Genomic DNA, 21,317 nt, shown 5'->3' with positions numbered 1-21,317 from the left:
CAGGGTGTGGGTGACTACCTGGCCTGACCGGAAAGGCGGTTTCGGTAGGCTGATCGGTATGACAACGCCAGCGGAGCGGTACGCGGCCTTCCGCGAGAAGTTCGGGGACGACGGCGGCGCACTCAGATCGTTCCGTGGACTGTACGACTTCGCGCTCGACGACTTCCAGCTCGACGCCTGCCGGGCCCTGGAGGCGGGCGACGGGGTCCTGGTGGCCGCGCCCACCGGCTCGGGCAAGACGGTCGTCGGCGAGTTCGCCGTCCACCTCGCCCTCGAGCAGGGCATGAAGTGCTTCTACACCACCCCGATCAAGGCGCTGTCCAACCAGAAGTACAACGACCTCGTCAAGCGGTACGGCACCGCCAAGGTCGGCCTGCTGACCGGCGACAACAGCGTCAACGGCGAGGCCCCGATCGTGGTCATGACCACCGAGGTGCTGCGCAACATGCTCTACGCCGGTTCGGCCACGCTGGCCGGGCTCGGCTTCGTCGTCATGGACGAGGTGCACTATCTGGCCGACCGCTTCCGCGGCGCCGTCTGGGAAGAGGTCATCATCCACCTGCCCGAGTCGGTCCGGCTCGTGGCGCTGTCGGCGACGGTCTCCAACGCCGAGGAGTTCGGGGAGTGGCTGGGCGAGGTGCGCGGCGACACCACCGTGATCGTCGACGAGCACCGCCCGGTGCCGCTGTGGCAGCACATGATGATCGGCAACCGGATCTACGACCTGTTCATCGCCGACGAGCTCACCCCGCGCATCAACCCCACCCTCATGCGCGTCACCCGCGACGCCGAGCGCCTCACCCAGGGCAAGGGCAGGAGAGGGTACGGCCGGCCCACTCGCTCCCGGCCCCCGGACCGCGCCCAGGTCATCGAGAAGCTGGACGGCGAGGGCCTGCTGCCGTCGATCACCTTCATCTTCTCCCGGGCCGGCTGCGACGCCGCGGTCATGCAGTGCCTGTATGCCGGGATCCGGCTGACGACCGAGCGCGAGCAGCACGAGATCCGGCAGATCGTCGACGAGCGCACCGCCCACCTGCCCGACGAGGACCTCGCCGTGCTCGGCTACCTCGAGTGGCGCGACTGCCTGGAGCGCGGCCTGGCCGCCCACCACGCGGGCATGCTGCCGGCCTTCAAGGAGGTCGTCGAGGAGCTGTTCACCCGCGGCCTGGTCAAGGCGGTCTTCGCCACCGAGACCCTCGCGCTGGGCATCAACATGCCCGCCCGCAGCGTCGTCATCGAGAAGCTGGACAAGTGGAACGGCGAGACCCACGCCGACCTGACGCCGGGGGAGTACACCCAGCTCACCGGCCGGGCGGGGCGGCGCGGCATCGACGTCGAGGGCCACGCGGTGGTGCTGTGGCAGCCGGGCATGGACCCGCTGGCCGTGGCCGGCCTGGCCGGCACCCGCACCTACCCGCTGCGCTCCAGCTTCCAGCCCTCCTACAACATGGCGGTCAACCTCGTCGGCCAGTTCGGCCGCGAGCGCACCAAGACCCTGCTGGAGGCGTCCTTCGCCCAGTTCCAGGCCGACCGGGCGGTGGTCGGCCTGGCCAAGCAGCTGCGCAAGCAGGAGGAGGCGCTCGAGGGCTACCAGGAGGCGATGACCTGTCACCTGGGCGACTTCACCGAGTACGCGGGGCTGCGCCGCCGGCTGTCCGACCGCGAGGCCGAGCTGTCCAAGGCCCGCGGCGCCGCGCGCCGGGCGGCCGCGGTCAAGTCGCTGGAGGCGTTGCAGCCCGGTGACGTCATCCGCGTGCCCGGCGGCCGGCGCGCGGGCCTGGCGATCGTGCTCGACCCGGGCCGCAACCCGCGCGGCCACGGGCCGAGCCCGCTGGTGCTGACCATCGGCAAGCAGGTCAAGAAGCTCGACCCGGCCGACTTCCCGGTGCCGGTGGAGCCCATCGAGAAGCTGCGCATCCCGAAGAACTTCAACCCGCGTGCCCCCAAGGAACGCGCCAACCTGGTCTCCAGCCTCCTGGCCAAGATCGGCGACCGCGACCTGGGCAAGCCGCAGCGCGCCCGCGACCACGCGATGGAGGACGACGAGATCAACGAGCTGCGCCGCCGTATCCGCCAGCATCCCTGCCACGGCTGCGACGAGCGCGAGGACCACGCCCGCTGGGCCGAGCGCTACCACAAGCTGCTGCGCGAGACCGAGGGGCTGCGCCGCCGGGTCGAGGGCCGCTCGCACGTCATCTCCCGCACCTTCGACCGCATCTGCGCGGTGCTGGAGCAGCTCGGCTACCTGGAGGACGAGACCGTCACCGAGGAGGGCCGCCGCCTGGGCCGCCTCTACACCGAGCTCGACCTGCTGACCGCCGAGTGCCTGCGCCAGGGGCTGTGGGAGGAGCTGGAGCCCGCGGAACTGGCCGCGTGCGTGTCCGCGCTGGTCTTCGAGTCGCGCCAGGCCGACGACGCCCGCCGTCCCAAGATCCCTGCGGGGCGAGCTCAGGACGCGCTGACCAAGATGGTGCGGCTGTGGGGCGAGCTGGAGGCGATCGAGAACGACCACGGCCTGCAGACCATCCGCGAGCCCGACCTCGGCTTCGCCTGGGCCGCCTTCCGCTGGACCAAGGGGCACAGCCTGGACGCGGTCCTCATGGACGGCGTCAACGGCGCCGAACTGGCGGCGGGCGACTTCGTGCGCTGGGTCAAGCAGCTCATGGACCTGCTCAGCCAGCTCGGCGCCGCCGCGCCCAAGGACAGCAAGGTCCGCCAGACGGCGAACAAGGCGATGGACGCCATGCGCCGGGGCGTGGTGGCCTATTCGTCCATGACGTGAGGCGTTAGTCCTCCTGTCCCGCGGGCAGGAGGCGCTGCCATGAGTTCCATCGAGTACGCCCTAGACGTCCGAGTCCCGATCCGCGTCGCCTACAACCAGTGGACGCAGTTCGAGACGTTCCCCGAATTCATGGAAGGGGTGGAGTCGGTCAAGCAGCTCTCCGACACGCGCAACGCCTGGCAGGCCGAGATCGCCGGGGTCAGGCGCGAGTTCGAGACCGAGATCACCGAGCAACGCCCCGACGAGAAGGTGGCCTGGCGCACCGTCGGGCCGCCGCATCACGGCGGAATCGTCACCTTCCGTCACATCGACGCGACCACCACCCGGGTCACGCTCCAGATGGAGTACGACCCGGAGGGCTTCGTCGAGACCGCGGGCGACTGGCTGCAGCTGGTCCGCATGCGCGTGCAGGGGGACCTGCGCCGGTTCAAGGACTTCATCGAGACCCGCGGCGGCGAGACCGGCGCGTGGCGCGGTGAGGTCCCGCCGCCCGCCACGGGTACGGCGCCGCCCGTCACGGGCATGCCGCGGCCTCCCGGCTCGCCGCCGATGGGCACCTAGGCTCCCGCGCCGCCCGGGTGGCGCATCCCCGGGCGGCGCGCAGGCGTCAGACGCGCTGCCAGAGTGCCGGGACGTTCGGCGGCTCCCAGCCGGGAATCGCGGTGTGCGTCTGCAGGCACTGGTAGGTCGCGCCGTTGTAGGTCACCCGGTCGCCGGGCCGGTAGGCGGTGCCGGAGGTCCAGGTTCCGCCGGGCTGCGTCGGCGTGGGCGTCGGGGTGGGGGTGACCGTGGGAGTCGGCGTGGGCGTCGGGGTGGGGGTCGGCGTCGGGGTGGGCTGGCTGCCGCCGAACTGCACGTCGGAGCAGGTGTAGAACGCCTCGTTGCTGCCGACGACCCGCTGCCAGATCGAGTACAGGATGTGCCGGCCGGTGCGCTGCGGGATGTCGATGGTCCAGTTCGTGAACGTCGTCGGGTTGACGTTGTTGAACGTCTTGATGTGCACCAGGTCCGACCAGCGCAGCGGCATGGTGGGGTTCCAGCCTTCGCGCGTGATGTAGAACTCGAAGTTGCTGTTCGCGTGGGGTGCGGAGGCGTGGTAGGTGATCGTGCGCGGGCCCGCGGTGAAGGGGGTGGCGGGCCAGTCGGCGCGCTGGAGGTCGAGGCCCCGGTACTTGTCACGACCGGCGCTGCACAGCTTGCCGTCGGGGATGAGCTGGCGGTGGCGGCCGCCGGCCTCCAGCAGGGAAACCTCGTTCCAGTCGTAGTACGCCTGCGTGCCTCCGGCGGCGACGGCCGCCTTGCAGGCGTCGGACTTGGGGGTCTCCGGGCCCTCGTTCTTGCAGGTGTAGACCCTGCTGGGCGGGTTGGACAGGGTGCCGTGAGCGTAGGCGGGGGCGGTGGTGAGGACCGTGGCCAGCAAGGCGGCGGGCAGGCCGGCCGCGGTCGCGAGCGCGACCTTGTTTCGGGTTCGCAACTGTCTCTCCTGCTCATCAATGGGGGGGTGATGGAGGGCAGTGGTTGCCTATTCTGTTAGGAAACTTTCCTAAGAGTTCAACTATCTCGGACGACAGCCTCCGGCGCAAGGGATTGACGGGCCGGAGGGGACACCCTACGCTCCCAAATTTATAGGAAACTTTCCTATAAATAGGGGGGACTCACCGGCCCCCGGCCCTCGCCCGCGCGTCGCAGCGAGGGCCGGGCACCATCAGTTGTCCTGCACGAACCGCTGAGCCAGCTGCCTGCCGAGCGTCACCGCCTGCTCGTGGTCGTCGATCGTCTGCACCTTCGTCCCGGCGCCGGTGAAGACGATGTAGGCGACCGGCCCGTCGGTGCCGCCGTTGCGCGGATCGGGATTGACGCCCAGGTTCGCCGCGGCCGCGTAGGATGCCTCGCCGATGATCGCGGCGGGCCCGGTGTCGCCCATGACGGTGTACTCCACCTGTCCGTTGTAGACGATCGCGACCACGGTCCCGCACCCGATGCCGCGGCTGCGGTAGTCCCAGGTGCCGCTCGGGCTCGGGACCACCATATACGGCAGGCGCGCGGCGTTGAGGTAGCCGCCGCCGCTCGCCGTACAGAAGGTCTGGGGCTGGAAGCAGCAGTCGGTGTCCTCGTTGCACTGCGCGGTGCGCACGCCGTCGCAGTCGATGTCCATGTCGCCCGTCCAGTGGACCGCGCCGGTCTTGGCGCAGACCGGGATCGTGGCCGAGGAGACGTCGGCGTCGGTCTTGTAGCGGCCGTTGGAGATCTGCTGGCAGGTGGTGACCTTGGCCAGGAGCTGCTCGGCCGTGGGGCCGCCGCCGCCCGGGTCGGCGCGGCCGGTCACGGGGACGCTGGCGGCGGACTCGTTGCCGGCGGCGTCCAGGGCGGTGACGGTGTAGGTGTGCGTGGAGCCCGCGGCCAGGCCCCCGATGGTGGCGGCGGGCGTGGGGGAGGCGGCCACCACGGCGGCGCCCTCGTAGACGCGGTAGCCGGTGACGCCGACGTTGTCGGCGGACTCGGTCCAGGCCAGCGAGATGCTGGCGGCCGAGGTGCCGGTCACGCGCGGTCCGCCGGGGACGGTCGGCGCCTGGCCGTCGGGGCCGCCGGAGCCGCTGACGGTGATCCGGTCCACGTTGGGGCCGCCGTCGGCGGTGACCCCGGTCGCCCTGACGGTGTTGACGCCGGCGGTGAGCGTGAGGCCGACGTGCTTCTCGGCCCAGGTGCTCCACGCGCCGGTGCCGGGGAAGCTCACCCCGGCCGCGACGGTGACGCCGTTGACGGCCAGGTCCATGGGCCGGACCGCGCCGGTGCCGTTGGCGTAGCGGATGGCGACCGTGTGCGTGCCCGCCTCTGCCACGTTCACGCTCCACTCGATGGAGCCGCCGGCGGCGTTGACGTAGTCGACGAAGCCGGATCCGGTGTACCCGGCGTGGTTGGTGGCGACGCTCGCCCGCTCCAGCGCCGCGCTCTCGGCCTGGTACTCGGTGGCGGGCCCGGCCGCGGTGGTGACCTCGAGGTAGTCGAGGTTGGGGTTGCCGCCGGCGCCGGTGGCGGTGATCCGCACGGTGTTGTCGCCCGCGTTCAGCGTCGCGGTGAGCGTGGAGGCGGCCCAGGCGCTCCACGCGCCGGTGGGCCCGAAGGCGCGCCCGGGGGAGACGACCGCGCCGTTGACGGCGACGTCGGTGGTGCGGGCCGTGGTGGTGCCGTTGGCGTAGCGGATGGCGAGGGTCGCGGTGCCCGCCGCGGGGGCGTGCACCGTCCATTCGGTGTACGGCCCGGCCGCGTTGTCGCTGTTGACGAAGCCGGTGCCGGAGAATCCGGGATGATTGGCCTCGACGGCGCCCCGGGAGCTGGTGGCGTTCTCGGCCTCGTAGCGGGTGGTGGCGGCCTGCGCGGGGAGCGCGAGCAGCCCGGACAGCAGCAGGACGCCTAACGACGCGATGGATAAGCGACGCATATCGCCCTCCTTCCGAGTTTATTAGGAAAGATTCCTAACAACCATGGTGATCCCCCGCGGTGAGGATTGCCAGTCATTCCCCTTGTCGGGGCGCCCGGCGGGGCTTACGATCCGTGTAATTCTTAGGAAACTTTCTTTAAAGAAAGGTCCTGCACGTGCGCCGATCACTCACCCCCCTGATCGCCGTTCTCGTGGTCATCGCCCTGTCGGCCCTGCCCGCCAATGCAGCGGGACGTCTGCTGGCCGCCTTCAGCCTGTCGGGGACAACCGGCACGTTCGTCGTCAGCAACCCCGGCACCACCTCGGTGTCGGGCTGGTCGATCGTGTTCGAGTTACCCTCGGGCGTCACCGCGAGCAATCCCCAGAACGCCACCGTCCGACAGACCGGCACGAGAGTGACGCTCACCCCGGCCTACTACATCGACACCTTGCAGCCGGGCAAGAACACCGAACCCTTCAGCCCCAAGGTCACGCTCAGCTCCGCCGTACAGCCGACCAGCTGCAAGATCAACGGCGCGAACTGCGACGGCAGCGGCCCCGAACCGCCGGCGCCCGCGGCCGTCACCGCGACCTACGACGTCAACGGCACCTCAGCCAAGATCGTCGTCGCCAACAACTCCACCACCGCGCTCAACGGCTGGACGGTCGTCTTCGACCTGCCCGCCGGCGTCACCGCGAGCAACGCCCAGCACTCCAGCATCAGCCAGAGCGGGCGCACGGTCACCCTCGCGCCCGCGCACTACAACACCACCATCGCGGCCGGGCGCACCACCGAGCCGTACAGCCCGACCTTCACCGTCAGCTCCGCCAACGCCGAGCCCACGAGCTGCCGCGTCAACGACGTCAACTGCGACGGCTCGCCCGACGCGCCGCCCGGCGCCCCCGGCAACCTGCGCTCACCGGTGAAGACCACCAAGACCGTCACCCTGGCCTGGAACGCGGCCACCCCCGGCAGCCTGCCCATCACCGGCTACGAGGTGTACAACGGCAGCGCCCTGGCCACCAGCGCCGAGGGCACCGAGGCCACCGTCACCGGCCTGACCCCGAACACCGCCTACACCTTCACCGTCAAGGCCAAGGACCGCAAGGGCACGCTCTCGGCGGCCAGCTCGCCGGTGACCGTCACCACCAACAACCCCTCCGACGACACCCAGGCCCCGAGCGTCCCCGGCAACCTGCGCAGCACCGCCAGGACCGCCGGCAGCGTCACCCTGGCCTGGAACGCCTCCACCGACAACACCGCCGTCGCCAACTACGACGTCTACCGGGGCGCCACGCTCGCGGCCACGGTCACCGGCACCACCGCGGTGATCTCCGGGCTGTCGCCGTCCACCCCGTACACCTTCACCGTGCGCGCCCGCGACCAGTACGACAACCTCTCGGCCGCCGGCGCGCCCGTCTCGGTCACCACGCTCGACATCGTCGAGACCGGCTACGCCCGCGTCGGCTACTTCGTCCAGTGGGGCATCTACGGCCGGCAGTTCTTCGTCAAGAACCTCGACACCAACGGCGCGGCCGCCAAGCTCACCCACATCAACTACGCCTTCGCCAACATCGACCCCGTCAACCTGACCTGCCTGCAGGGCGTCACCAGGGCCACCACGCCCAACCCGCAGGACCCCAGCCAGGGCGACGGCGCCGGCGACGCCGAGGCCGACTACGGCCGGCCCTTCAGCTCCGCGCAGTCCGTGGACGGCGTGGCCGACACCGGCTGGGAGAAGCTGCGCGGCAACTTCAACCAGCTCAAGAAGCTCAAGGCCAAGCACCCGCACCTGAAGATCCTCATCTCGCTCGGCGGATGGACCTACTCCAAGTACTTCTCGGACGTGGCCGCCACCGACGCCGCGCGCAAGAAGTTCGTCTCCTCCTGCATCGACATCTACATCAAGGGCAACCTCCCGGTCGTCAACGCCGCTGGCGGGCCCGGGGTCGCGGCCGGCATCTTCGACGGCATCGACCTCGACTGGGAGTGGCCGGGCGCCGAGGGGCACGCGGGCAACCACGTCAGCCCCAACGACAAGGCCAACAACACCCTGCTCATCGCCGAGTTCCGCCGCCAGCTCGACGCACTCGGCGCGCAGACCGGCAAGCGCTACCAGCTGACCGCGTTCACCCCGGCCGACCCGGCCAAGATCGCGGCCGGTTGGGACCTGCCGAACATCGCCCCCAACCTGGACATCTTCAACATCCAGGGCTACGACTTCCACGGCGCCGGCAGCGACAACTCGTGGGAGCCCTTCCGCACCGGCCACCAGGGCAACCTCTACCTGGACGCCGACAGCCCCTACAACCCCGACTTCAGCGTCGAGAAGGCGGTCAACGTCTACCTCGACGCCGGCGTCAATCCCCGCAAGCTCACCATCGGCCTGGCCTATTACGGCCGGGGCTGGAAGGAGGTCGCCGAGGGCGGCAAGTCCGGCGAATGGCAGTCGGCCAACGGCGCCGCACCCGGCCAGTTCGCCGAGGAGGCCGGCACCCGTGGCTACAGCAACCTGATCGCCGGCGTGCCCGGCTGCACGGTCAAGCACGACGAGGCCGCGGTCGCCACCTCCTGCTTCACCGGCAACGGCGGCCAGTGGTGGACCTTCGACGACACGTGGTCGATCGGCAAGAAGACCGCGTGGATCAAGAGCAAGGGCCTGCTGGGCGCGATGATCTGGGAGATGTCCGGTGACACCGGCACCCTGACCAACGCCCTGGACGCGGGCCTGAGGTAGAGAGAGTTCCGGCAGGCGAGGATGGGACGCTCGTGCCGCACGATCCCTTCGTGCGGCACGAGAGGAGAAGTCCGTGAAGCGGACAGCGATCACCATCCTCGCCTCCGGCGCGTCCCCCGCGCGTACCGGCCCCGGAAACTCCGGCCGGGCCGGAGCCGCGACCCCCTCCGCCGATTAGGGGGCGGCACGGCAGGGGCAGGGGTTGGAGTGCCCGCACCGCCTGGCTTTACTGCCTACATAGGCGAAGAAAGGCGGAGGTGCATCGCATGGGCGACCAGCTCACCCACCAGGCCGTGTGCAACACGATGAAGGGCATCGTGGCCCGCGTCCTCCAGGTCGAGGAGGGCGGCATCGCGTCCAGCTCGCGCATCACCGACCTGAGCCTCGTCGAATCGATCAAACTGCTGCGCATCGGCGGCCGCATCGAGCGCACCTTCGGCATCGAGCTCGACAACGAGGTCCTCTTCCGCACCGCGACCCTGAGCGAACTGGCCGACGAGGTCCACCGGCTGTGCCTGCGCGAGCAGGAGACCCAAGCCGCCTGAGAACACCGAGCGGGTCAGGAGCGCGGCATGAACCCCTTCCCCACCGCCGAGGCGCTCGAGCACACCCTTGGCGACCCCCATCTGCCGAACGGGCCGCTCACCTACGCCGCCGCCATGGCCGGCGACCGTACCGAGCGGTGGCCGCACGCCTCCCTGGACCGCCTGCGCGGCTGGGGGTACCCGGCCTTCCTCGTGCCCGCCGCCCGCGGCGGCCGCCTGACGGCGCTGGAGGAACTGCTGGCCCTGGCCCGCGTGGTGGCCCGCCGCGACCCCACCGCCGCGCTCATCGCCACCTCGCCGTGGCTGGCCGGCGTACCCGTCTGGCTGGCCGGCACCCCGGCCCAGCAGCGCGCCTACGCCGAAGCCACCCTGCGCGGCCAGTGGTCCGCCCTGGCCCTGCACGAGCCGCTCACCACCGGCGTCGCAGACGGCGGCTACCGGCTCGACGGCGACGTCACCCTGGTCAGCAACGTACGGCTGGCGCGCTTCGCCGTCCTGACCGGCCGCGACCCCGCCTCCGGCGGGTCCACGCTGCTGCTCGCCGACCTCGACCGGCTGCCCAGCGCCGGGTACGAGCTGCTGCCCCGCGTGCCCACCCACGGCGTGCGCGGCGCCGACGTCGCGGGCATCCGCTTCCACGGCGCGTTCGTGCCCGCCTCCGCCGTCCTCGGCCGCCCCGGCGGCGCCGGAGCCCTGATCAGCCGCTCGCTGACCACGATCAGGACCGTCCTGCCCGCCTTCAGCCTCGGCGCCCTGGACACCGGCCTGCGCTGCGCCCTCGACTTCCTGCGCCACCAGCACGTGCGCCACGGCCGCGCCGCCGACCTGCCGTCCGTCCGCGCCGAACTGGCCGCCGCCCACCTCGACCTGCGCCTGGCCGAAGCCGTCGCGCACTCCTGCGCCCGCCTCCTGCAGCAGCTGCCCGCGCTCGCGCCCATCTCCTCGGCCGTCGCCAAGTACCTCATCCCGCACCTGGCCGAGCAGCGGCTGCGCCGCCTGGCCGGCGTCCTCGGCGCCCGCTACCTGCTGCGCCAGGACCACTGGTCCGGCATCTTCGACAAGATGCTGCGCGACGCCCGGCTGTTCGTCCTGCTGCACGGCGCCGCCCACGACATGCTCGGCGCGCTCGCCGCCCAGCTGCCCTGCCTGGCCGGGCCCGCCGCCGACCCGCGCCGCGCCGACCCCGCCTTCCTGCCCGTCAGCGCGGCGCCGCCGTACCCCCTGGGGTTGCGCGCGCTCGCCGTCGCCGGCGCGGCCGACCCCGTCACGGCCGGTCTCGACGAGGTCTGCGCGGCGCTGCGGTCGCGCGCGCCCGAGGCCGCCGCGCTGCTGCACGCCGAGGGGGTACGGCTGCGCGCCGACGCACACGAGGCGCCCGGCCCGCGCACCGAACGCGGCCAGCGCGCAGGGGAGCGCTACGCCCGGGTCTTCGCCGCGCTCTGCCTGGCCAGGCGGCACCTGGCCGGGGAACGGCGGCACTGGCTGACACCCGCGCTCGTCACCCTGTTGCGCCCGGACCTCCCGCTGCCGGGCGACACGGCCGAGAGCCTGTACCTGGAACTGGCCACGGAGTGTTCCGGGCGGCGCGCGCTGTCGCTGTCACGCCCGGCCTGAAGAGGAGTGCGCCGGGCGCTCGGCGCTGAGGCCGCCGCGCCCGGCCTGATGAGGGGAGCCCGCATGGACGAGGCGACCACCCGGGCCCTGGCGGTCGCCGCCGAGCTCGACCGGGCGCTGGCCGACCCCGCCGACGAGCGCAACCCCGCCTCCTTCCCGGCCGCGGTCGCCGCCGACCGGGAGGGCCGGTTCCCCCGGCGGCTCTGCGCGGCGGCGCTGGCGTGGGGGCTGGCGGAGTACCTCATCCCGGCGGCCTCCGGCGGGCGGCTGAGCACGCTGGAGGAGGCGTTCGCGCTGTTCCGCGTCCTGGCCAGGCGCGACCTGACCGCGGCCACCACGATCGCGGCCAGCTTCCTGTCGGCGCTGCCCGTCTGGCTCGACGGCAGCCGGGCCCAGCGCCGTGCCGTGGCCGGGCTGCTGCGCGAGCACGAGCTGATGGGGCTGCCGATCGGCGCGGCCGAGCCCGGCGTGGACATCCTGGCCCGCGAGATCGCCGCCTTCGGCGACCGGCACGCCTGGCGGCTGGACGGGCGCACCTCGCTGATCGACAACGGCAGTCACGCCGCCGCCACGACCGTCCTGGCCCGGACCGGCCAGGGGCCCACGGCCTTCCTGCTGCTGCGCGGGGGCGGCGAGCACTGGTGGTTCCAGCCCGCCCGCGAGACCCACGGGCTGCGCGGCGGCGCGCTCAGCCGGCTCACGCTCGCCGGGGCGCCGGCCGGCGACGCCCAGGTCGTCGGACGGCTCGGCCAGGGGCTGGCCCTCGCCGGGCGGACCCTGCCCGTCGCCCGGCTGCTCGTGGCCGCGCTCACGCTCGGCGGCCTCGACACGTGCCTGCGCTCCGTGCTGCCCCGGGTGCCGGTCGAACCCGAGCCCGTGGCCCGCCGCCTCGTCGACGCCTACACCGACCTGCTCATCGGGGAGGCGGTCTGCCACGAGCTGTGCAGGACCGCCCGCCTGGACCCGCACGGCTTCGCCGGCGCTTCGGCCCGGGTGTGTCCCCCGGTGGCCCGCCTGGCCGGGGATGCCGTGGAGTCGCTGGCCGGGCTGCTGGGCGGGGACGGGTACTGCGCGGGCATCGTCGAGAAGATGCGCCGGGACGTCGCGGTCGCCGGCGCGCTGGCGGACGACCACCTGCCGCGTGCCGAGGACGACCTGCCGCCCGACCCCTTCGTGCGGATCCCACCCGAACTGGCCTGGCTCGAAAGGCCCCCGGCGGGCGAGGACTCCGGGCCGGCCTGGCTGGGCGGGCCTTCGGCGGCCGAGGGCACGGCCGGCTCCGTGGGCGGCGGGCTGGAGGCCGCTGCCGAGGTCGTTCGCGCCGACGGGCTGCCGGGGCCGCACGCTCCGCGGCTGCTGGAGCTGCTGGAGTGGTTCGCCGCGCGGCGACCGGGCTCCTGGCCGGCCGAGGCCGCCGCCGCGTGCGCCGCCGCCTGGCTGCGGGCGCGCGGCCGCGACGGGTACCACATGTGCGGCGGCTGGCTGCTGTTGTGCCTGCGGCGCCTGGCGATCCTGGCCGGGCACGAGCAGCCCGAGGACGCCGGTGTGCGCCGGGTGGCGCTGGTGCGCCTGCGCAGGGCGGGGGAGCAGCGGCGCCTGTTCTCCGATCACGACGTCGAGCTCGCCTGACCGACCGGCCAAACTGACCGCCCGGTCAAAGTGCTGTCGTCATCGGTGCACCCAACGTCACCTTCACGACAGTTTTCTTGGCGATCTCGCCGGAAATCCCCAAGGCGGAAGCCCGTCAGCCCCTCGGACGCACCCGCTGAGGCCCGCCCCCGCGGTGTCCGGCAACCTGCCAGGAGGTTGAAATGTTCGCCCTCGTCGCCGCCCTGCTGTTCGTGCTCGCCCTGATCTTCGAGATCGCCAACGTGGCTGTCGGCAGCGTCGTCACCGTCGCCACGCTCGGCACGGCCGGCCTGCTCTGCGTCGCCCTGCACCTGATGGGCGTGGGCGCCAACTGGACCCCGATGAAGAAGTAGTCAGCTCCGGTACGGCGAGCCGCACCCGTCCCGGTGTGCGGCTCGCCCGCAGGTCCCTCACCGGCTGAGCGCCGCCGCCTTCGCGGCCGCGGCGGCGGCGAAGGCCGAGATGATCGGATGCGGGCGCGAAGGGTCGCCCGACAGCTCCGGCTGGAAGAGCGTGCCCAGGTAGAACGGGTGCCCGGGGAGTTCGGCCGCCCGGACCGAGCCGTCCTCGGCCCGGCCGGTGAAGGCCAGGCCGCGCTCGGCCAGGGCCTGTTCGAAGGCCGGGTTGAAGCCGTAGCTGCAGTTGTAGGCGGCCATGGCGGCCGGCGCGCCCACCACCCGCTCGGCCAGCGAACCCGGCGTGAGCCGTACCAGGCTCTCGTGGCCGGCGAGCGAGCACGTCAGCGGCAGCAGCAGGAAGTCGCTCGCGCCCGGGTCGTTCTCGGCGTGGGCGACCGTCAGGCCGCAGACGTTGCGCGCGTACTCCAGCAGCGCGTGCTGGAAGCCGCCGCAGGTGGCCAGGAACGGGATGCCCTGCTCACGGGCGGTACGGGCGGCCGCGACCGCCCCCTCCTCGCTGGCGTAGGGACTGCCGGGCAGCATCCAGATGCCGTCGAAGCGGCCGAGGCCCGTGCCGGCCTCGGGAGTGGGAACCCAGTAGGCGTCCACGGCCAGGCCGTCGCGCTCGCGGAGCGCCTCGATGATCTGCGGAATCCGGGCGTGTGCCCGCACGCTGGGCGAACGATCGGCAACCAGGGCGATTCTCATGCCACCAGCCTGACCGGCCCGCCTTCATAAGGCCAACGAGAGTTTCTGCTGATCTGATAAGAAATGCTGATGGATCCGCGTCTGCTCCGCACGCTCGTCTCGGTCGCGCGCTGGGAGTCGTTCTCGGGCGCGGCGCAGGAGCTCGGCTACACCCAGTCCGCGGTCTCCCAGCAGATCGCCGCACTGGAGGCCGACCTCGGGCTGCCGTTGCTGCGCCGCCGCCCCGTGCGGCTCACCGAGGCGGGGGCGCGCCTGCTGGAACACGCCGGTCCGCTGCTGCTGCGCATCGAGGCCGCCCGAGCCGACGTACGGCGGGCTGCCGCCGCACCCGCCCACCGGCTCACCGTCGCCGCCTCCCCGCTGGCCGTCACCCCGGTCGTGGCCGGGCGGCTGGCACGGGCGCGCGCCGCGCAGCCGCGCCTGCACGTCGAGCTGACGACGGCCGGCCGGGACGGCGCGGCCACGGAGGTGGCGGCCGGGCGGGCGGAGCTGGGCCTGGCCGACGGCATCACCGCCCCCAGCGACCCCTTGCGCCTGCCGGACACAGGTCCGATGACCGCGCTCGGCATTGCCGAGGAGGACCTCGTCGTCGCCCTGCCGCCCGATCACCCGCTCGCCGGCCGGGCCGGGCTGCGCCTGGCCGACCTCGTGGACGCCGCGTGGCTGCAGACGTCCCTGTGCCCGCTGGAGCGCCTGCGCCAGCTCCTCGGGGACGGCTTCCGGTACGGCCTGGCCTACACGGGGGACGACGTGCACACCGTGCTCAACCTGGTCAGGGCCGGGCACGGGCTCACTCTGCTGCCCGCCTCGGTGGGGGAGGGGGTGCCGCTGCTCGGGCCCAGGCTGGTGCACCGGGTGGAGCTGCTGCACGGCGCCCTCCCGGACGGGCCGGCGGCGCAGGTCAGGGACGTGCTGGCGGCGAGTGGCGAAGCGGGCTGAGTCTGCTCTGTTCACGCCGGATTCCTCCGATGTTTCCGGATCGGCTCCCGTGGACTTCTCCTTCGCCTCACTACGGTGACGCCGGACGTGTAGAGGGGCTCATGGGGCCCGAGTTACGGGAGTACGGCATGCACAACTCAAGCCGCCGGTCCTTTCTGCGGACGACCGCGCTGACCGGCGCGGGCACGGCGGCCCTCGGCCTCGTCGGCGCACCGCCGGCCGGCGCGGCGGACTCTGCTTCGACGGGCGCCGCCTCGGCCGACCCCGGCGCCACGGACGCGGCCCGATCCCGGCGGCCCGACGCGGAGAGCCCGCGGTTCACGGTCGTCGTCATGCCCGACACGCAGTACCTCTTCGACGACCGGAGCATCCATCCCGAGCCGGTGGAGGCGTCGTTCCGCTACCTCCTGGAGCGGGGCAGGGAGGAGAACATCGTCTTCCTGGCCCACCTCGGCGATCTCACGCAGAACGGGCTGGCCCACGAGTTCGAGCCCATCGGCGAGTCCTTCCGGCTCCTGGACCGGCGCGGCCTGCCGTACAGCGTGCTGGCCGGCAACCACGACATCAACTCCTCGACCGACGACCAGCGCGGCCGCACGCCGTACCTCGACGTCTTCGGGCCGCAGCGGTTCCGCAGGTCGCGCACCTTCGGCGGGGCCAGCCCGGACGGCTACAACAGCTGCCACGTCTTCCGCGCCGGGGGCCGGGACTGGCTGCTGCTGGCCCTGGACTGGCGGCCGTCGCCGGCGGGGATCGCGTGGGCCCAGGGGGTGATCAGGCGGCATCCCACGTCGCCGGTGATCCTGACCACCCATGAGCTGATTTATGCGGATAACTATGGTGAAGAGGGGCGGTTCTCGGAGTTCGGCGCACGCCTGTGGGACCAGCTCATCGCGGGCAACGACCAGATCTTCCTCGCCGTCAACGGGCACTACTGGCCGCCCGCCCGCGTGACCCGCAAGAACGCCGCCGGTCGCGACGTGCACGTGCACATCACGAACTACCAGGACCGCTACTACGGCGGCGCCGGGATGATCAGGCTGTACCGGTTCGACCTGGCGCGGAACACCATCGACGTCGAGACGTTCTCCCCATGGCTGCTGGCCAAGGACCCGGCCCGGCTGAACGTCCTGGAGCGCCAGGAGATCGAGCGGACCGGCGCGCAGGACTACTTCTCGGTCCCGATCGACTTCGAGCAGCGCTTCGCCGGGTTCGCGCCGGTGCCGCCCCGCCCGGCGCGGCCCGCCCGGCCGATGCTCGTCCGCGGCACCGTGGCGTACTGGCGCTTCGACGGCTCCCGCCAGGACGGCTCGCCGGTCGGCGACGGCGAGCGGGTGGCCGACCTGTCCGGCCGCGGCAACGACCTGACCAAGGTGAGCGTGCCGGGCAGCCCGGCGGACGCGCTGACCTGGTCCGCGCAGCACCACCCCGACCAGCCGGGGCACGGCAGCCTGTACTTCCGCGGCAACAAGAACCCGCTGCGCGGCGCCCACCTCCAGACGGTCCCGTCCGCGCCGCTCAACACCGCCACCTTTCCGAACGGCTACACCGTCGAGGCGTTCTTCAAGCTGCCCGCCGGCTGGGACGCCGGTCAGAACGGCTGGGCCGCGCTGCTGAGCCGCTGGGGCCTGAGCAAGGAGGCGGGCAAGACCCAGGGCGACCCGGACGAGCCGGTCGCCACCCTGAGCCTGTCGCCCGGCCGGGAGCTCCAGTGGGCCGTCTACCCGGTGAACCTGCCCGGCCCGGTCACGAACTGGGGACACGAGCTGCCGCTGGACACCTGGTGGCACGTGGCCGTGGTGAACGACGGGCGGCACACCACCATGTACGTGGACGGCTGCCCGGTCGCCCGCAACCCCGCCACCAGGGCGACCGGCCTGTCCACGCTCGGGCTGCCGTGGATGCTCGGCGGGTTCGCCTACGGCGGCAGGCTGGACCAGGTCCTGCACGGCTGGGTGGGCGACGTCCGGATCGCCGAGCGCGCCCTGCGGGTGGAGCAGTTCATGATCGGCTGATCGGGATGCCGCCGGAGGCGCCGGTCAGGATACGGCTCTGGGAGCCTGCTCCTACTTCACGGCCCAGGCCCGGATGACCGTCTGGACCGCCCCGGCCCCGCCGTCCGCCGTGACGCCGGCCCGGAGGGAGACCGCGCCCCCGGACCCGGGGTTGGCCACCAGCGCGGTCCATCCAGGGCCGGAACGCACGACCGGCACCCGCTTCCACGTGGCCCCGTCGTCATGGGACACCTCCAGCCGCAGCGAGCGCACGGCCCCCGGAGCCCGCTCGACCCGGATCGGCACCGGCGTGACCTTCTGCGTGGCCCGGTTGGCGTCGTCCAGCCCGGCGGGCGTGTACCGGACGGTCATCAGCGGAAGCTCCTCGGCCTTCGCGGTGTGCGCGGAGCGGAAGGTCCACTGCGACTCCACCCGCGGCGACAGCGGGGAAGGACGCCGGGCCGCGGCCGTCAGAGTGTAGACGCCCGCCTGACCGGGCAGCGTGGCGGACAGCTCACAGCCGCTCTCGCAGCCGGTGAACTCCTTGCGGGCCAGCTGGGCGCCGTCCTTGGACAGGGTCAGGGCGCCGGTCGCGGCTTCGTCCCAGCCGGTGTGCCCCGTGCCATCGCTGAAGAGCTGGGCGGCCGAGAAGCCGACGGCGTCGCCGTACCGGATGCCGTTGCCCTTGGCGACCGCGGGGCCGGTCACCGCGGCCAGCCACAGCTCGCGGGCGGCCGGTGCGGATGCGGGCCCCTCCAGCGTCGCGGTGCCGGCCTGGACGCCCGGCTGCCAGCGCTCTCCCGGCGTGCGGTGGTGGATCAGGACGCCGGGCAGCGGCACCGGGCCGGACGGCAGCTGGAAGCCGGTGAGGCCGCCGGCGACCGCAACGGCGACGCCGGGGGTGACCTGTCCGCTCTCGCCGCGATACGTGGCCTTGGTCGTGGACAATTCACTGACCTTGGCGTCGTGAGCGGGATTGCCGGGGATGCCGCCGGTGTGCCGGGAGACCAGGTCGTAACGGTGGCCCGGCTTCTGCCAGACACTCCTGGTGAGGTAGGTGAGGCCGGGTTGCCGCACGGGGACGACGTAGAGCGGGAACGCGGCGACGTCCCACCAGCCGATGTACCACGCCCCGTTGACCAGCGTCAGCTCGCGGTCGGGGGTGCGCACGGCGGCGGGGTCGTCGAGCGTGAAGCGGATCTCCTTGGCCTGCCCGGCGTCCAGGGACACCCGGGCGTCGCCGTCGGCGATCGTCGCCTGCTGATGGGCGGTGACGGAGTAGGCGGGGCCGCCGGCGGAGAAGGCGTAGACGTCGGCGTAGACGTTCCACCGGCCCTTGGGCAGGCGGACCTTGGCGCTGCCCCTGTCGTCGAAGTACAGGAGGCGCTCCTGCCCGGTGCCGGCGTCGTAGACGGCGCCCGTGGTCACGAACGCGCGGTCGTCGCGGGGGATGACGGTGACCGTGAGGTCGTACGACTCCGGTTCGACGTAGGCGCTGGCCGGGGTCCTGACCGTGATGCCGCCGGCCGTGGCCGTGACGGCGCCGGGGTGGTCGCCGGGGGCTTTGCCGGTGGCGTCGAGGGTGACGGTCAGGGTGCTCTGGCCGCCTCCGGGCACGACGAGCCGGGTGGAGGGGAGCTTCAGGACCTCGCCCTCGGCCGCCAGCTCCAGCGTGAGGTCGTCGCCGGTGGTGTTCGTGTAGGTGATGGTTCTGGTCGTCACCCTGCTGCCGGTGTCGCCCCACGGGTGGGCGACCGCGAGGGTGGAGGGCTCCGGCACCACCGGGAGCCCGGTCGCCGCGACCAGGTCCACGCGGCCCGCGCCCTGCTCCTTCAAGGGAGCGCCCGGCTTGGCCGACGCGGTGAGCGCGGCCTTGATCCGCTGCCCGGACCAGCCGGGGTGCCGCTGGGCGACGATGGCCGCGGCGCCCGCGACGTGCGGTGCCGCCATCGAGGTTCCGGAGTGGGCGATGTGGCCGCCGCCCGCCTTCGCCGCGACGATGCCGGTGCCCGGCGCCGAGATCTCCGGCTTGACCGCGTGGTCGCCCGAGCGCGGGCCGCGGCTGGAGAAGTCCGCTGTGGCGTCCTGCCGGTCCACCGCGGCGACGGCCAGCGCGGCGTCGGCGCCGGCGGGGGAGCCCACCGGCTCGCGGGTGCCGGAGTTGCCCGCGGCGACCACGAACAGGGTGCCCTTCTCCGCGGAGATCCTGCCGATGGCCTCCTCCAGCGGATCGAGGCCGGGGGTGTCGGGGCCGCCGAGGCTCACGTTGACGATCTTGGCGTTGACCTCGTTCGCGGCCCACTCCATGCCGGACAGGATCGCCGACGTCGGGGCGCCGAACTCGTTGCCGACCTTGCCCACCGCCAGCTCCGCCTCGGGCGCCACCCCGCGGTAGCGCTCCCCGGCGCCCGCGACGATCGAGGCCACGTGGGTGCCGTGCCCGACGGTGTCGCCGTCGGGCCCGCCGATGAAGTTGGCGTACCGCTTGACCACGTCCTTCAGCGCCGGATGCGTGGCGTCGTAGCCGCTGTCCAGCACCGCCACCGTGACGCCCTTGCCGGTCCACCCCTTCTGCCAGACCTGGGGCGCGCCGATCTGCGCGACGCTCCGGTCGAGTGCGTACGGCACCAGCGCGTCCAGCCAGACCTTCCCGCCGGCCTGGACGCCCCGGGCGGCGGTCAGCCGCTTCCAGGCGGCGGCGGCCTCGCTCTTGGGCACCGAGGCCGCCGCCAGCCCGCCGGCCCGGAACCCCTTGGCCGCGGCGATCGCGGAGGCGCCCTTGGTGACCAGGGGAACGTCCGTGCGGCCGGCGTCGCCGTACCCGGAGGAGAGCAGGCCGGTGACGTCGAAGAGCCGTTCGTCGAGCCGGTCGGCGGCGATGAGCGGGAGCGCGTCGGAGGGGATCACGTACAGGTGGCCGTCGCGTTTCTTGGTCAGATACCGCACCTTCCTGCCCGGCGGCGGCTCGACGCGGAACCCGCCCGCCGCGCTCACCACCACCTTGTCGCCGCTCAGCAGGGTGACCGCGCCCGGTGCGGCACCCGCCGGGGCGGTCACCGGGGAGACTCCTAACAGGGACAGGGCCAGAAGCCCGTTGATCATGCTCATACCCGTGTCTTGCCGTTTCGCGGCCGAAGCGTTTCCTGTGGTGTCGGCCACACCGTGCGCAGAAGTGTCACAAACCGCTGCGGCCATCCCGTCAACCAGGTATGAGGCATCTTCAAGCGCGGATGGACCACTGGTCGTTCCTGTTCGGGCAGATCGCGATCTACTCGTTCCTGGTGCTGCTCGTCACCGGCGTCTTCCTGACGTTCTTCTACGACCCCGACCTGACCCAGGTCGTCTACCAGGGCAGCTATCTTCCGCTGCGGGACGTGCCGGTCAGCCGGGCGTTCGCGTCCTCGCTGGAGATCAGCTTCGACGTGCGCGGCGGGCTGTTGATGCGGCAGGCCCACCACTGGGCGACGCTGGTGTTCGTCGCCGCGGTCTGCCTTCACCTGCTGCGCCTGTTCTTCACCGGCGCGTTCCGCCGCCCGCGCGGGCTGAACTGGCTGATCTGGATCGGGCTCCTGGTGCTGGGCATGGCCGCGGGCGTGACCGGCGGCATCCTGCCCGACGACATGCTCTCGAGCGGCAGCCTCAGCCTCATCCAGGGGATCACCCAGTCGATCCCGTTCATCGGCACCACCGTGACCGGCTGGCTGTTCGGCGACGAGGCCCCCGGCACCCAGATCGTCCCGATCTTCTACTGGCTGCACGTGATCGTGCTGCCGATCATCATGGCCGAGCTGTTCGTCGCCCGGCGCTGGCTGCTGCAGCGGCACGGGCACAGCCACTACCCCGGCGCCGTGCACGTGCCTCCGCTCGCCTCGCTGGCGCTGTTCTTCTTCACCGCCGCGATGCTGACCCTCCTGGGCACCGTCGCCCAGATCAACCCCATCTGGCAGTACGGCCCCGCCCGGCCGGGCACCATCGGCGCCGGAGCGGTCCCGGACTGGTACATGGGCTTCCTCGACGGAGCCATCCGCGTCATGCCCGCCTGGGAACCCGTCATCGGCGGCCACCCCGTCACGCTGTCGGTGCTCATCCCCGCCCTGATCGTGCCCGGCGCGTTCTTCACCGTCCTGGCCGCCTACCCGCTGCTCGAGCGCCGCTTCACCCGCGACACGAAACCGCACCACACCCTCGACCGGCCCCGCGAGGCCGCCGTCCGCACCGCGCTGGGCGCCGCTGGGATGACCTTCTACGGGCTGCTGTGGGCCGCGGCCGCCAACGACCAGATCGCCCACACCTTCGACGTCTCGCTCTTCGCGGTCACGTGGTTCTTCCGCGTCGCCGTGATCGCGGGGCCCGTCCTGGCCTTCGAGCTCACCCGGCGCCTCTGCCTCGGGCTGCGCGGACAGGAGCGCGAGGAGCTCGCGCACGGCGTGGAGACGGGCACCGTCCGCCGCTCGCCCGAGGGCGGGTACACCGAGGTGACCGTGGCCGTCCGCGAGCAGGCGGGCATCGGGGGCACACCCGTTACCTGAGAAACGCCCGGGGTAGTGGCCGG

14 protein-coding genes are annotated in these 21,317 nt (G+C 72.5%); 10 read left to right on the top strand and 4 right to left on the bottom strand.

Annotation, left to right across the window (positions count from 1 at the left end; all coding sequences use genetic code 11):
• Positions 1-58: 58 nt before the first annotated feature.
• Both FVE25_RS14755 and FVE25_RS14750 read left to right on the top strand, forming a co-directional pair.
• On the top strand, positions 59-2,782 hold the full coding sequence (locus tag FVE25_RS14755; protein WP_157247305.1) for a DEAD/DEAH box helicase: 2,724 nt from the start codon (positions 59-61) through the stop codon (positions 2,780-2,782).
• A gap of 39 nt (positions 2,783-2,821) precedes the next feature.
• A complete protein-coding gene (locus FVE25_RS14750) occupies positions 2,822-3,343 on the top strand; it encodes an SRPBCC family protein (RefSeq protein WP_157247303.1) in 522 nt (173 codons plus the stop codon).
• A gap of 46 nt (positions 3,344-3,389) precedes the next feature.
• Here the strand turns inward: FVE25_RS14750 and FVE25_RS14745 are convergent, their stop codons facing one another.
• Positions 3,390-4,256: a lytic polysaccharide monooxygenase auxiliary activity family 9 protein gene (locus tag FVE25_RS14745; protein ID WP_246267024.1), complete on the bottom strand. Its 867-nt coding sequence runs from the start codon at positions 4,254-4,256 to the stop codon at positions 3,390-3,392.
• Between the two features lie 231 nt (positions 4,257-4,487).
• Entirely contained in the window at positions 4,488-6,221 is a 1,734-nt protein-coding gene (locus tag FVE25_RS14740) for a CBM35 domain-containing protein (protein WP_157247302.1), read from the bottom strand.
• A 155-nt stretch (positions 6,222-6,376) separates the two neighbouring features.
• Between FVE25_RS14740 and FVE25_RS14735 the strand changes: the two genes are divergently transcribed.
• The 5 genes from FVE25_RS14735 (at position 6,377) to FVE25_RS53840 (ending at position 13,079) form a co-directional block, all read left to right on the top strand.
• Positions 6,377-8,938, top strand: coding sequence for a glycosyl hydrolase family 18 protein (locus tag FVE25_RS14735; protein WP_157247299.1), 2,562 nt, complete (start codon positions 6,377-6,379; stop codon positions 8,936-8,938).
• A 266-nt stretch (positions 8,939-9,204) separates the two neighbouring features.
• On the top strand, positions 9,205-9,483 hold the full coding sequence (locus FVE25_RS14730; RefSeq protein WP_157247297.1) for an acyl carrier protein: 279 nt from the start codon (positions 9,205-9,207) through the stop codon (positions 9,481-9,483).
• Positions 9,484-9,510: 27 nt separating this feature from the next.
• Positions 9,511-11,097 (top strand): acyl-CoA dehydrogenase family protein, encoded by a 1,587-nt coding sequence (locus FVE25_RS14725; RefSeq protein WP_157247295.1) that lies wholly within the window; start codon positions 9,511-9,513, stop codon positions 11,095-11,097.
• A gap of 63 nt (positions 11,098-11,160) precedes the next feature.
• Positions 11,161-12,726, top strand: coding sequence for an acyl-CoA dehydrogenase family protein (locus FVE25_RS14720; RefSeq protein ID WP_157247293.1), 1,566 nt, complete (start codon positions 11,161-11,163; stop codon positions 12,724-12,726).
• Between the two features lie 182 nt (positions 12,727-12,908).
• Positions 12,909-13,079 (top strand): hypothetical protein, encoded by a 171-nt coding sequence (locus FVE25_RS53840; protein WP_181019592.1) that lies wholly within the window; start codon positions 12,909-12,911, stop codon positions 13,077-13,079.
• Between the two features lie 57 nt (positions 13,080-13,136).
• Here FVE25_RS53840 and FVE25_RS14715 read toward each other — a convergent pair whose 3' ends face one another.
• Positions 13,137-13,832 carry a CTP synthase C-terminal region-related (seleno)protein gene (locus tag FVE25_RS14715; RefSeq protein WP_157247291.1) on the bottom strand — a complete coding sequence of 232 codons (696 nt, stop codon included), beginning with the start codon at positions 13,830-13,832 and terminating at the stop codon, positions 13,137-13,139.
• Between the two features lie 69 nt (positions 13,833-13,901).
• Here FVE25_RS14715 and FVE25_RS14710 point away from each other — a divergent pair, with 69 nt between their 5' ends.
• Positions 13,902-14,771: a LysR family transcriptional regulator gene (locus FVE25_RS14710; RefSeq protein ID WP_157247289.1), complete on the top strand. Its 870-nt coding sequence runs from the start codon at positions 13,902-13,904 to the stop codon at positions 14,769-14,771.
• A gap of 128 nt (positions 14,772-14,899) precedes the next feature.
• A complete protein-coding gene (locus FVE25_RS14705) occupies positions 14,900-16,786 on the top strand; it encodes a LamG-like jellyroll fold domain-containing protein (RefSeq protein WP_219825498.1) in 1,887 nt (628 codons plus the stop codon).
• A 51-nt stretch (positions 16,787-16,837) separates the two neighbouring features.
• On the opposite strand, the gene FVE25_RS14700 is transcribed toward FVE25_RS14705, so the two are convergent.
• On the bottom strand, positions 16,838-19,867 hold the full coding sequence (locus tag FVE25_RS14700) for a S8 family serine peptidase (RefSeq protein WP_157247285.1): 3,030 nt from the start codon (positions 19,865-19,867) through the stop codon (positions 16,838-16,840).
• A gap of 128 nt (positions 19,868-19,995) precedes the next feature.
• On the opposite strand from FVE25_RS14700, the gene qcrB reads away from it, so the two are divergent.
• Positions 19,996-21,294, top strand: coding sequence for a cytochrome bc1 complex cytochrome b subunit (qcrB, locus tag FVE25_RS14695; RefSeq protein WP_181019591.1), 1,299 nt, complete (start codon positions 19,996-19,998; stop codon positions 21,292-21,294).
• Positions 21,295-21,317 lie beyond the last annotated feature (23 nt).

It is taken from the genome of Nonomuraea typhae, from assembly GCF_009760925.1.
In the GTDB taxonomy this organism is placed as follows: Bacteria; Actinomycetota; Actinomycetes; order Streptosporangiales; family Streptosporangiaceae; genus Nonomuraea; species Nonomuraea typhae.
Note: the sequence above shows the minus strand (reverse complement) of the source record. Positions and strands in the feature narration are given on the sequence as shown.

Excerpts from the sequence above, each read along its gene's own strand:
- FVE25_RS14755 (WP_157247305.1), top strand. The coding sequence starts at position 59 with ATGACAACGCCAGCGGAGCGGTACGCGGCCTTCCGCGAGAAGTTCGGG.
- FVE25_RS14750 (WP_157247303.1), top strand. The coding sequence starts at position 2,822 with ATGAGTTCCATCGAGTACGCCCTAGACGTCCGAGTCCCGATCCGCGTC.
- FVE25_RS14740 (WP_157247302.1), bottom strand. The coding sequence starts at position 6,221 with ATGCGTCGCTTATCCATCGCGTCGTTAGGCGTCCTGCTGCTGTCCGGG.
- FVE25_RS14730 (WP_157247297.1), top strand. The coding sequence starts at position 9,205 with ATGGGCGACCAGCTCACCCACCAGGCCGTGTGCAACACGATGAAGGGC.
- FVE25_RS14725 (WP_157247295.1), top strand. The coding sequence starts at position 9,511 with ATGAACCCCTTCCCCACCGCCGAGGCGCTCGAGCACACCCTTGGCGAC.
- FVE25_RS14720 (WP_157247293.1), top strand. The coding sequence starts at position 11,161 with ATGGACGAGGCGACCACCCGGGCCCTGGCGGTCGCCGCCGAGCTCGAC.
- FVE25_RS53840 (WP_181019592.1), top strand. The coding sequence starts at position 12,909 with ATGTTCGCCCTCGTCGCCGCCCTGCTGTTCGTGCTCGCCCTGATCTTC.
- FVE25_RS14715 (WP_157247291.1), bottom strand. The coding sequence starts at position 13,832 with ATGAGAATCGCCCTGGTTGCCGATCGTTCGCCCAGCGTGCGGGCACAC.
- FVE25_RS14710 (WP_157247289.1), top strand. The coding sequence starts at position 13,902 with ATGGATCCGCGTCTGCTCCGCACGCTCGTCTCGGTCGCGCGCTGGGAG.
- FVE25_RS14705 (WP_219825498.1), top strand. The coding sequence starts at position 14,900 with ATGCACAACTCAAGCCGCCGGTCCTTTCTGCGGACGACCGCGCTGACC.
- FVE25_RS14700 (WP_157247285.1), bottom strand. The coding sequence starts at position 19,867 with ATGATCAACGGGCTTCTGGCCCTGTCCCTGTTAGGAGTCTCCCCGGTG.
- qcrB (WP_181019591.1), top strand. The coding sequence starts at position 19,996 with ATGGACCACTGGTCGTTCCTGTTCGGGCAGATCGCGATCTACTCGTTC.